At 53.5% G+C, this 11,270-nt stretch carries 10 protein-coding genes; 5 read left to right on the top strand and 5 right to left on the bottom strand.

Annotation, left to right across the window (positions count from 1 at the left end; genetic code table 11):
* Positions 1-108 precede the first annotated feature (108 nt).
* Together TH19_RS09865 and TH19_RS09860 are read right to left on the bottom strand one after the other, a co-directional pair.
* Entirely contained in the window at positions 109-1,773 is a 1,665-nt protein-coding gene (locus TH19_RS09865; RefSeq protein WP_114102153.1) for a thiamine pyrophosphate-binding protein, read from the bottom strand.
* A gap of 62 nt (positions 1,774-1,835) precedes the next feature.
* Positions 1,836-2,534 carry a FadR/GntR family transcriptional regulator gene (locus TH19_RS09860; RefSeq protein ID WP_114102152.1) on the bottom strand — a complete coding sequence of 233 codons (699 nt, stop codon included), beginning with the start codon at positions 2,532-2,534 and terminating at the stop codon, positions 1,836-1,838.
* 234 nt (positions 2,535-2,768) lie between these two features.
* Between TH19_RS09860 and TH19_RS09855 the strand changes: the two genes are divergently transcribed.
* The 5 genes from TH19_RS09855 to TH19_RS09835 all read left to right on the top strand — a co-directional run bounded on the left by TH19_RS09855 (position 2,769) and on the right by TH19_RS09835 (position 7,052).
* The gene (locus TH19_RS09855; protein WP_181846376.1) at positions 2,769-3,677 is read left to right on the top strand and encodes an NAD(P)-dependent oxidoreductase; all 909 of its coding nucleotides are present in this window, start codon (positions 2,769-2,771) and stop codon (positions 3,675-3,677) included.
* A 107-nt stretch (positions 3,678-3,784) separates the two neighbouring features.
* Positions 3,785-4,786 (top strand): TRAP transporter substrate-binding protein, encoded by a 1,002-nt coding sequence (locus tag TH19_RS09850; protein ID WP_114102150.1) that lies wholly within the window; start codon positions 3,785-3,787, stop codon positions 4,784-4,786.
* 116 nt (positions 4,787-4,902) lie between these two features.
* Positions 4,903-6,195, top strand: a complete 1,293-nt coding sequence (locus TH19_RS09845; RefSeq protein ID WP_114102149.1) for a TRAP transporter large permease — start codon at positions 4,903-4,905, stop codon at positions 6,193-6,195.
* Positions 6,195-6,695, top strand: a complete 501-nt coding sequence (locus TH19_RS09840; protein WP_114102148.1) for a TRAP transporter small permease — start codon at positions 6,195-6,197, stop codon at positions 6,693-6,695. Before TH19_RS09845 ends, TH19_RS09840 begins: the two co-directional genes overlap by 1 nt.
* A gap of 27 nt (positions 6,696-6,722) precedes the next feature.
* Positions 6,723-7,052 (top strand): NIPSNAP family protein, encoded by a 330-nt coding sequence (locus tag TH19_RS09835; protein ID WP_114102147.1) that lies wholly within the window; start codon positions 6,723-6,725, stop codon positions 7,050-7,052.
* Between the two features lie 103 nt (positions 7,053-7,155).
* On the opposite strand, the gene TH19_RS09830 is transcribed toward TH19_RS09835, so the two are convergent.
* The 3 genes from TH19_RS09830 to TH19_RS09820 all read right to left on the bottom strand — a co-directional run bounded on the left by TH19_RS09830 (position 7,156) and on the right by TH19_RS09820 (position 11,261).
* The gene (locus tag TH19_RS09830; RefSeq protein WP_114102146.1) at positions 7,156-8,763 is read right to left on the bottom strand and encodes a GMC family oxidoreductase; all 1,608 of its coding nucleotides are present in this window, start codon (positions 8,761-8,763) and stop codon (positions 7,156-7,158) included.
* A gap of 124 nt (positions 8,764-8,887) precedes the next feature.
* Positions 8,888-10,408, bottom strand: coding sequence for an FGGY-family carbohydrate kinase (locus TH19_RS09825; RefSeq protein WP_114102145.1), 1,521 nt, complete (start codon positions 10,406-10,408; stop codon positions 8,888-8,890).
* A 4-nt stretch (positions 10,409-10,412) separates the two neighbouring features.
* Positions 10,413-11,261, bottom strand: coding sequence for a class I fructose-bisphosphate aldolase (locus TH19_RS09820; RefSeq protein ID WP_114102144.1), 849 nt, complete (start codon positions 11,259-11,261; stop codon positions 10,413-10,415).
* Between the last annotated feature and the right edge of the window lie 9 nt (positions 11,262-11,270).

The following is an 11,270-nucleotide window of genomic DNA, read 5'->3' as shown; positions in this document are numbered from 1 at the left end:
GCGGCTCCTGCAACCCAGTCGCCCGCGATCAAATGTTTTCCTGTCAGGGTATAGGACATGGAATTTCCCAATTTTGAGTGAACAGTCAGATGAACGTTAAAGCACGGATCATTGTGCACTTGCACGTAATTCGGACAAAGAAAAGCGCGGGGTCAAATCTTCGGGATCGGTGATCACTTCAATCACACCCGATTTGCCCGATGCTGCAATCGTATCAAAGGCATCTGCGAATTGACCGGTTTTCTCGACCCTTGCGGTCGCAAAACCATATGCCTCTGCCAGCTTGATGAAATCAGGATTAACAATATCGGTACCGCTGACACGTCCGGGATAGTTTTTCTCCTGATGCATGCGAATGGTGCCATACATGCCGTTGTTGCACAGAATAACAATCACACGCGCACCAAATTGCTGTGCCGTTGCCAGTTCCTGAAGGGTCATCTGGAAACAGCCATCACCTGCAAAGCAGATGCTGAGGCGATCCGGATGACGCAGGCTTGCCGCAATCGCAGCAGGCAAACCATACCCCATCGTGCCGGATGTCGGCGCAACCTGGGTTCTGAAACGACGATGCTGATAGAAACGATGCACCCAAACGGTGTAATTCCCCGCACCATTGGTCAAAATCGCATCTTCGGGCAGATTTTCATTGAGATGCTTGATCACCGAGGCAAGGTTAACCGGGCCATGTGCCGTCGGGTTTGGCGTCGACCAGACCAGATAATCTTCACGGGCAGATTTGGTCCAGTCCTGCCAGACCGGGGATGACGCCGGGGCATCAAGCTTTGCAAGTGCGAAAAGCGCCTGTTTCATGCCACTGCAAACACCCAGTGCCGGGGCATAAACCCGACCGATTTCATTCGCATCCGGATGAATATGCAGGATTTTCTGTTTGGCAACCGGAACATCAAGCAAGGTATAGCCAGACGTCGTGCAATCGCCCAGACGTGCGCCCAGAACCAAAAGAACATCTGCATCACGAATGCGTTTCGCCAATGCCGGGTTAATTCCCAGACCCGCGTCACCGATATAGGATGAATGCAGTGCAGACATTCGGTCCTGACTGCGGAAACTGCATGTGACCGGCAAGTTCCATGCTTCTGCAAAGCTGGCCAGATCGGCACAGGCCTGATCATCCCAGGTTTCACCACCAGCAATCACCAGCGGGGATTTTGCAGAGGAAAGAATGTCGGCAATGTCGCTGATCTGATCGGCTGCCGGGGATGCCTGAACCGGCGTGACCTTGGCAGGAAGCTGATCAATTTCAACCACATCACGCAGCATGTCTTCTGGCAAGCCAAGAACGACCGGGCCCGGACGACCGGACGTCGCCACCTGAAATGCACGGGTCAGAAGTTCCGGGATGCGGGCGGCGTTATCGATCACCGCGGTCCATTTGGTCTGGGTCCCGAAAATCGCCTTAAGGTCAAATTCCTGAAATGCTTCGCGTTCTTCGTCATCGCGGCTGATCAGGCCAACCATCATGATCAGCGGGGTGGAATCCTGATAGGCAACATGCACACCGGCATAGGCATTGGATGCACCGGGACCACGGGTTACCAAGACAATGCCCGGACGCCCCGTCAGTTTTCCGTCGGCATCGGCCATGAATGATGCCGCACCTTCGTGCTTGGTTGCGACAAATTCGATCTGCGGCGTATCGACCAACGCATCAAGAACGGCAAGGAAACTCTCGCCCGGTACTCCAAAAATTCGATCAACGCCTTGTTGAACCAAGACATTAGCGATCACTTGACCTCCCGTGCAATGCATCGGTGCCTCCACTAGACTGTTTCTGATTGATGTGTTTTGGCGGGGCGCTTGGCCCCGCTTATTTACGTGTCTGCCAGATCGGCACGATCCGCCAGACGCTGCGCAGCAAGCGTGTAGTGATAGCGCACCGCTTGCGATGCTGCATTTTCATCCTGTTGCCGGATCGCGTCGAGAACAGCCATATGTTCTGTCAGCACTTCCGAGCTCCATTCCGTCACGCGGGCGTTCTTAATCGCGACAGAGCGCAGTTCCAGATCAATGCGGGTATCAAGCATTGACAGGAATTCCTTGATGTATTGATTGCCGGATGCCTCTGCGATCCGCTGATAGAAGGCACGTTCGGCCAAAAGATGCTTTTCGGTTCCTTCGTCACCCTTCAAAAGCGAACTTTCCATCTCGCGATAGGATTGCGACATAAAATCGACATCCGCATCGGAACGGTGAAGGGCCGCAAGCCCGGCAGCTTCGGACGTGATCCCGGTACGCAACTGAAGAATTTCCAAAAGCTTTTGGCGCTTTTCAAAGCAGGCGGGGCTGATGCGAAACGCGCTGCGTGCGCTGGGTTCGGCCACAAAGGCACCGACACCCTGACGCGAATCAACCAGACCATCATGCTTAAGACGTGAAACGGCTTCGCGCACGACGGTGCGCGCCACGCCAAAACTTTCAGCAAGACTTTGTTCGGTTGGCAACTGCTCGCCTGCGGCAAGATCACCTTCGAGAATCATGCGGGAAAGCTTCTGCGAAACGTCATCAGCCAAACTTGGACGTCTGCTTAGTCGCGTAAAAGAGTCCACCGAAAATGCCCTTTATTGGTGAAGATCAATCAGCCGAGACTGATTTTTATGATGCGACCTTATGCATGGACAAGAATTATTTTGTCAACATAAAAACAGGTTGTCAGACAACATGGAGACATGCTATGTCGATTTTCAATGAAGAATGGCCCTGCATCACAACAAGCAGCGCCAACCAGCAGAAAATGGAGGAAATTAATGTTTCAGAAGACCGTCGGCTTTGTTGGTCTGGGTGGCATGGGCAGCGGCCTCGTCAAGAATATGCTCCTTAAGGGCGTAAAGGTTCATGTGCTCGACCTTGACCAGGAAAAGGTCAAACTTGCAGAAAGCCGCGGCGCAGTTGTTGCCACTTCTGTTCGGGACATGGCACGCGACTGTGATGTTCTGGCCTTTTGCATTGGCAGGGCAGAAGACGTTCAGAAACTGACCATTGATGCCGAAAGCGGTTGCCTTCAGGACATGAAGCCCGGTCAGATCATTCTGGATCACACGACCACCAGCCCCGATCACGTCGATCTGATGAGTGCCGCATGTGAAAAAATCGGCGTTCGTTATTGCGAAGCCCCGATGACCCGCACGCCGATCCATGCCGAACAGGGCTGCGTGAACGTGCTGTATGGCGGTGATAGCGACCTTCTCGAAGACCTGCGCCCGCTCTTTGATACCTATGCCGAAAACATCTTCCATGTCGGGCCAAGCGGCCACGCCATCCGCCTGAAACTGATCCACAACTTTATCGCCTTTGCCAATGTCGCCTCCTTCTGCGAAGGGTTTGCCCTTGCCGCCAAGGAAGGCCTCGACATGACCAAAGTCATCGACATCATTTCGGCGGCTGGCGGCAAAAGCGGCATGATGGACCTTTATGGTCGCAAAACGCTTGAACGCGATTTCACCCCCTATATGGCGCTTGAATGGGCCGAAAAAGATGTCGGCTACTATGTGCGCTGGCTCGAAAAGGCAGGCCTTCCGGGCTTTATGGCAAGTTCGGTTCACCAGACCTATTCACTGGCCTCGATCATGGGCTTTGGTCAGGAAGGCTGCACAGCCGTGATCAAGGCATATGAAAAGCTTTCCGGTGTCGAAGCGGCATTCCCGAAAGAATCCTGATCCAACCATCCCGCTTTCAAACATCCAAAACCTGATTACGGGGGCGTAATGCCCCCCAACAAAAACAAGCGTTCAACACGCAAATTCATTCCAACGGAGGAAACATCTTGAAAAACCTTAAAATCAAAAACGCAGCCCTGTCGGTTTGCGCTGTTCTGATGTCTGTAACGGCACTGTCCGCAGTCTCGCCAGCAGATGCAAAAACTGCTCTGAAGCTGTCGCATTTTGCAGCTGAAACCCACCCGGGCCACATTGCCGCCAAGCAATTCAAGGAACGGGTCGAAGCACGCACCAATGGCGAAGTTGAAATCCAGCTTTATCCGTCAAGCGAACTGGGCTCCCCGCCCGAACAGCTTGAACAGACCGTACTTGGCATCATTGACATGAACCTGCCAACGCAGGGTGCACTTGATAAATATGAAAAGGCATTCGGCACCGTGATGACGCCGTTTGCATTTGGCAGCTATGAACAAGCCCATCAGGTTCTTGATGGTCCGTTCATGGATTGGGCCGCACCCAAACTTGAAGAAAAAGGTTTGGTGATGCTGTCGAACTGGGAATACGGGTTCCGCAACGTGACGAACTCGGTTCGTCCGATCAACACCCCGGAAGACCTTGCAGGTCTTAAACTGCGTACGCCGCCAGAGTTGCAGATTGTTGCTGCACTTGAAGCCGCTGGCGCACAGACCACCCAGATCGCCTTCCCGGAATTGCCGGGCGCGTTGACCGCCGGTGTGGTTGACGGTCAGGAAAACCCGATTGGTGTCATCTATCACTACAAGATGTACGAACTTCAGGAAAACCTTGCCCTGACCCGTCACGTTTACAATTCCATGGTTCATGTCATGAACAAGAAAAAGTGGGATTCCCTGACACCGGAAGAACAGACCATCATCCGCGAGGAAAGCGTTTCTGCCGGTAACCTGATGCGTGAACTGGTTCAGCAACAGGAAGCCGACGAACTTGCCAAAATCAAGGCAGCGGGCGTCAATGTTACCGAACCTGACCTTGAAAAATTCAAGGAACAGATGGGCCCGGCCTATGAGCGCGTCAGCGAATATTCCGGCGAAGAGAATATGAAAAAGTTCCTCAGCTTTATCGGGAAATAACCGCTCGTTCGCGACATGCGAACGAGTGAACATCCCCAGAGAGAGGAAAGCTTGATCGTCAAGCTGCCCTCTCTCTGGCACCACATTCCCAATGTCTAATCTGAAAGTCTGAGATCATGCTTGCATTGATCGTGCTGCTTGCACTTGTGGGACTGATTGTTCTTGGCGTGCCCATTGCCATTGCACTGGGCGTAACAGCTGTCGGCACCTATCTTGCGCTGGGCGAACCGGCAATTCTGACCATGCTGCCACAGCGCATGTATTCGTCGACCACATCCTTTACGCTTCTGGCCATCCCGTTCTTTATTCTGGCCGGCAACCTGATGAATACCGGCGGCGTGACAGAACGTATTTTCCGGTTTGCATCCGCCCTTGTTGGTCACTTCCGCGGCGGCCTTGGACAGGTCAACGTTGTCGCCAGCCTGATCTTTTCGGGCATGTCTGGTGCGGCCGTTGCCGATGCAGCGGGCCTTGGTCAGGTTGAATTCAAGGCAATGCGTGATCGGGGCTATGACGAACGCTTCTCCGCAGCAATCACCGCAGCATCCTCAACAATCGGTCCGGTCTTCCCGCCCAGCATCCCGTTTGTCATTTTTGCCAGCCTGACGGGTATCTCGGTTGTTAAGCTGTTTCTTGCCGGAGTTGTCCCCGGCCTGTTGATGGCCGGCGCCTTGATGGTTGCGGTTTATGTTGTTGCGGTTATTCGCAAGTTCCCGCGTGAAATGCGCGCGAGTTATCATGAACTTTGGGTGTCGTTAAAAGGCGCATTTCTTCCGCTCGGCACGCCCTTCATCATTATTGCCGGGATTCTTACCGGTGTGTTCACACCGACCGAAGCAGGCGTCACTGCAAGCTTCTATGCCGCATTCCTTGGTCTTTTCGTGTATCGCGAAATCACCATGTCTTCGTTGCCCGGCATTCTTTGGGACACGCTTCTTCATACCATTCGCGTTCTGTTTGTCATCGCCGCGGCCGGTTTCTTTGGCTGGCTTCTTATTCATCAGCGCGTCCCGAACAGCGTGATCAACGGGCTTCTGGCAATTTCTGATAATCCGGCGGTCATCATGTCATTGATCGTTCTGATCCTGCTTGTCCTTGGCATGTTCCTCGAAGGTATTGCAGTCATTGTCATCACCGTTCCGATCTTTATGCCGGTCATGTCGGCAATCGGGATCGATCCGGTTCAGTTCGGCGTCATCATGATCATGTGTTCGATGATTGGTCTTCTTACGCCGCCGGTCGGCATGGTGCTGTTTGCGATTTCAAGTGTCACCAAAGTTCCGGTCGGGCCGCTTATTCGTGAATTGTGGCCTTATCTGATAGGGATCTTTGTCGTGCTTCTTCTGGTGATTTGCATTCCGCAAGTATCCACCTGGTTGCCCGATCTGGTGATGGGAGGTGGCCGATAATGCAAGCCATCTTCCGACTTGATCAGATCACCGGACGCTTTTTGCGCGTGGTCGCGATTTCCTGCCTGATTGTTCTGATGTTCATTCTGGGCGCCAATGTGATTTCACGCGTGACCGGCTGGTTTTCCATGGGCTGGTATGACGAGATTATCGAACTGTGCTTTGCATGGATGGTGTTCTTTGGTGCAGCCGAACTCTGGCGGGAAAACCAGCATTTCCGCATTGACTGGCTGTATTACACCCTGCCCTGGGCCAAGCGCCGCATTCATACCGCCGTCATTTCCGCGATCAATATCTTCTTTCTCGGGTTCCTGTTTGTCGAAGGCTGGAACCTGACCGAACGGAGCAGTGCACTGACGCCGATCATCGGTTTCCCGGTTGCGATCCTTTATGTCTGCATCCCGATCAGCGCCGGGATCATGCTCCTTTACGCCATCATTGACCTTTTCAGGCATTCGCCTCGGCACGCAGCCGAGACTGAAACCATCGACGACATCTAGTCATCGACCAATTCAAGGATTTCAAACATGATTTATGATCATCGCACTTATACTTGCCGCCCGGGCACGATCGGAAAGCACCTTAAGCTTTACGAAGCAGAGGGCTGGCAAATCCAAAAGAAACATCTTGGCGATCCGGCCGTTTACGCCGCGACCGAAACCGGTGATGTGAATTCCTATATCCATATCTGGCAGTACGAAAGTGCCGCTGATCGTGCAGAAAAGCGTGCCAACCTGAAATCCGATCCGGGATGGCAGGAATATCTCAAGAAGTCGGCAGAGGCCGGATATCTTGTCAGTCAGGTAAACAAAATCCTGACCCCGACACCGTTCTTCTCTGCGCTGAGCAAAGACTAACACCTGTAAGACACAAAATGCGCGGCAGTGATTTGACTGCCGCGCATTCTTTTACCCGCGATGCGCCATCTATCGGCCTTGATCAATTGTCACCTTTGGCAGATCACTTTCCGCCAATGATCAGCTCACTCGCCCTTTCGGCGATCATGACAACGGGTGCATGTGTATTTCCCGAAACAATGGATGGCATAACAGAGGCATCGGCAATCCGCAGATTTGCCATTCCGCGCACGCGAAGCCGGTCATCCACAACCGCCATCAGGTCATGCTTGGCCCCCATCTTCGCGGTTCCGACCGGGTGGAAGATTGTTGTTGCCACTTTGCCTGCGGCTTCGGCCAACGCATCGTCGCTTGTCACATGCGGCCCCGGGGCGAATTCGACCGGGCTGAACTGCTGCATACGTCTTGTCGCCATCAGTCTTCTGGCATGCCGAATTGATTGAACGGAAACCTGTCGATCCTGATCCGTACTAAGATAGTTTGGTGCAATATCCGGTGCCGAATACGCGTCTGATGATGTCAGAGTAACCCGACCGACACTGGTAGGGCGCAAATTACACACAGAAACCGTAATCGCCGGATAATCATGCAAAGGATCGCCGAATTTATCGAGCGACAAGGGTTGCACATGATATTCGATATTGGGCGTCTCAAATGTTGGATCTGACTTTGTGAAGATGCCAAGCTGACTGGGCGCCATGGCCATGGGCCCGCGACGGCGCAGCGCATAATCAAGTCCGATTTTTGCTTTTCCCCAAAGCGTCGACTGCATTTCATTGAGCGTCCTGGCACCCTTGATGCGAAAGGCAGTGCGAATTTGCAGGTGGTCCTGAAGGTTCTCCCCCACACCGGGAAGATCATTTACGACCGGAATGCCGTGGTCACGCAGTTCGGTTGCCGGACCGATGCCCGAAAGTTTCAGAATTTGCGGCGTTCCAATTGCCCCCGCGGAAAGAATAACTTCGCGCCCGGCCTTTACACATTCGGTTTTCCCATCCCGTTCGTAACGCACACCACGCACGGTTGCCCCGTCCAGCTCAAGCCCGACAACAGTTGCCTTGGTCAAAACCGCAAGGTTCGGGCGATGCATTACCGGTTTGAGGAAGGCACGGGACGCACTCCAGCGCACACCGCGTTTCTGTGTCACATCGAAATAGCCCGACCCTTCGTTGCTGCCGCCATTGAAATCATCTGTTTTCTGAATGCCAATTTCCTCGGCCCCGTCACGGACAGCATCCAGGACATCCCAGCGCAGGCGTTGTTTTTCAACACGAAGTTCCCCGTTACTGCCATGACCGTTTGCCGGGCTGTGATAACGTTCCGATTTGATGAAATACGGCAACACATCATTCCAGCCCCAGCCCGCGGCCCCCTCGGTGACCCAGCGATCATAGTCGGCTGCCTGTCCACGCATATAAATCATGCCATTGATGGATGAACATCCACCAAGAACCTTGCCCCGCGGATAGGCGATAGATCGACCACCCAGTCCTTTTTCGGCAGCAGTCCTATAAAGCCAGTCCGTGCGGGGATTTCCGATGCAAAACAGATAGCCGACCGGAATATGGATCCACGGGTAGGTGTCTTTTCCCCCTGCTTCAATCAGCAACACCCGGTTTTTTGGATCGGCACTAAGCCGATTGGCCAAGACACATCCGGCGGACCCGGCACCGATAATGATGAAATCAAAGGACGCATTGTCGAAAGACATCTGTTGTCTCCGGAAGGGATCAGGCATGACAAATCATCTGCCCGATAAACCGGGCATGTATTTGTCAGTATTTCGGGAATGCCCCCCTGTCACAATTTAGCGTAACAGGGGGATGTGTTTAAAATCAGGAATTCGCCGCAGCAAAGCGTGACCAGAAAGGCAACATTGCCTTTTCCAGGTCATGCCACATCACAAAACGTTTGCGATAAATCTCGGAAGCCTGTGGATCCGGACTGTAATGGCGGTCCATCGAAACCATGTGATCAGCGGCCTGATCATAACCATGATACATGCCCACACCAACAGCCGCGGCCATTGCAGCGCCCAACGCACCGGTTTCCTGGCATTTTGCGACACTCAAAGGCAGCTCCAGAATATCGGAGATGATTTGTGGCCAGATCGGACTGCGTGCCCCACCGCCAGACAGAATGATCTTGTCAAATGTGGCACCGGTTGCGCGCAGTTTGTGCAAATGCTGCAGATGGGCAAAGGTCACACCTTCATAAATAGCGCGCAGCATATCGCCCCGCCCGTGCCATCCGCCAACCCCGAAGAAGCCGGCACGCGCCGTACCATTACAGGGCGCCCCGTAAAGATATGGATGGTAATAGGGACCATCTAGATCAAAGGTGCTTTGGGCAACCAGTTCATTGGCAAGTTCAAACGGGGATTTCCCCTGTGCGACTTCGGCATCATGTTCAAGATATTCCCGAACCAGCCATTCAAGATTTACCGCCGATGTTGCCGAACTTTCGATCGACATGAAACGACCATCGGCATAGCCCGAAGACATGAAAATCTCGTTCTTGCTTTGGAAATCGATGTTTTCGAGAATGATCTGGTTGATGCTCCAGGTGCCGACAATCATCGATGCCTGCCCCGGCCGTGCCACCCCCGAACCAAGGGCACTTGCGATCACATCAAAGAACCCGGCGACAACCGGCGTGCCGGTCTTCAAACCGGTCCTGGCCGCGACTTCGGCCGTCACATGGCCGACAATCTCGCTTGGATGGGCAAGACGCGGAAGCTTGTCACGCGCATCAAGAATACCAAATGCATCAAGCAATTCGTCATCATAGACATTCTCGGGCATGCGCAACATGCCGCATCCGCCCATATCGGAGATGTCCGTAACCAGTTCCCCGGTAAGGGCATGCGTCACAATATCCTTGCACAGCAAGACCGCCCGGGTGGCATCATAAATGTCCGCACGTTCACGTTTGATCCATGCCAGCAGGGTCGGCGTTTGTGAAACCCATGGACGCTGTCCGGAAATCGGATAGCTGATGTCACCGACCCCGTCAGACGTAAGATGATCCACCAACGCGTTGGCCCGGGTATCCAGCGACTGAACCCCCAACAGAGCCTTGCCGCCTGCGCCGAGCAAATAAAGCCCGTTTCCATGCCCGGCACTACCGATCGCAGCAATATCGGAAGTATCAATGCCGGATTTATCGATAACCTTTGCAACCACTTCGAAAAGATCGCGGCGCATCTGATCGATATCACGTTCAACAAAACCCGGTGCCGGGCAATGCGAAACGGCCTCGCGCGCGGCATGAGCGATTTCATGTCCGCTGGCGTCAAACAACACGGTCTTTACGACCGTGTTGCCTGCATCAATTCCAAGAAAATAGCGTGCCATCGTCTTAGCCTTCGAACCCGGAATAGATATCCCATGCCTTGGAACCATCCGCGCCATCATGAATCATCGCCATCAGGGCCGCGACGACCGCCTTGGGGTTGTCATGTTGATAGATATTACGCCCGTAAACCATGCCATGCGCCCCCTGCGCCATCAGGGCCGCAGAGTTATCAAATACGGTTCGAAGATCGGCCTTGCCACCACCGCGGACCAGAACCGGGCAGCGTGCTGCCTGAACTACGTGATGGAAATCTTCGGGATCGTCGGTCGGGTCGGCCTTGATGATATCGGCACCCATTTCACGTGCCAGCCGCACAAGTGTGGTGACTTTTTCGGTATCACCATCAACCAGATATCCGCCGCGCGCGCTATTGGGCTGCATGACAAGCGGCTCGATCATCAATGGCATGCCATATTTTTCGCAATCATTGCCAAGCTTGGAGATATTGCGCACACACTGACGGAACAGGTCCGGTTCATCCGGAAGCATGAAAAGATTGACCACGACACAGGCCGCGTCCATCCGCAACGCTGGCAGAATAGGATCGCTTTCATTCTGCATTACTGCCCACATCGACCGGTGGCGTTCCTTGTTATAGGGGTTGCCCATATCAACGCGCATCACCAATGCCGGACGGTTTTCGCCGGGAAGCGTTTGCAAAAGATCGGACTGCCCGTAATTCATCTGAATGGCATCCGGACGTGCATCGACCAGTGTGTTGACGACGGACTGGATATCTTCAAGGCCAACCATAAAGCTCGGCTCGTTGCAGACGCCATGATCAATTGCCACATCCAGGCAGCGACCGTTTTTCATCAAGCGGTTAAGGCGTACTTTTTTTGATACGTACATGTTTCCTCC

This window comes from Thalassospira profundimaris (assembly GCF_003326675.1).
Lineage (GTDB): Bacteria > Pseudomonadota > Alphaproteobacteria > Rhodospirillales > Thalassospiraceae > Thalassospira > Thalassospira aquimaris.
Note: the sequence above shows the minus strand (reverse complement) of the source record. Positions and strands in the feature narration are given on the sequence as shown.

Bases quoted from the DNA above. Each gene is read 5' to 3' on its own strand.
- TH19_RS09865 (WP_114102153.1), bottom strand. From the start codon at position 1,773: ATGCATTGCACGGGAGGTCAAGTGATCGCTAATGTCTTGGTTCAACAA.
- TH19_RS09855 (WP_181846376.1), top strand. From the start codon at position 2,769: ATGTTTCAGAAGACCGTCGGCTTTGTTGGTCTGGGTGGCATGGGCAGC.
- TH19_RS09845 (WP_114102149.1), top strand. From the start codon at position 4,903: ATGCTTGCATTGATCGTGCTGCTTGCACTTGTGGGACTGATTGTTCTT.
- TH19_RS09840 (WP_114102148.1), top strand. From the start codon at position 6,195: ATGCAAGCCATCTTCCGACTTGATCAGATCACCGGACGCTTTTTGCGC.
- TH19_RS09835 (WP_114102147.1), top strand. From the start codon at position 6,723: ATGATTTATGATCATCGCACTTATACTTGCCGCCCGGGCACGATCGGA.
- TH19_RS09830 (WP_114102146.1), bottom strand. From the start codon at position 8,763: ATGTCTTTCGACAATGCGTCCTTTGATTTCATCATTATCGGTGCCGGG.
- TH19_RS09825 (WP_114102145.1), bottom strand. From the start codon at position 10,408: ATGGCACGCTATTTTCTTGGAATTGATGCAGGCAACACGGTCGTAAAG.
- TH19_RS09820 (WP_114102144.1), bottom strand. From the start codon at position 11,261: ATGTACGTATCAAAAAAAGTACGCCTTAACCGCTTGATGAAAAACGGT.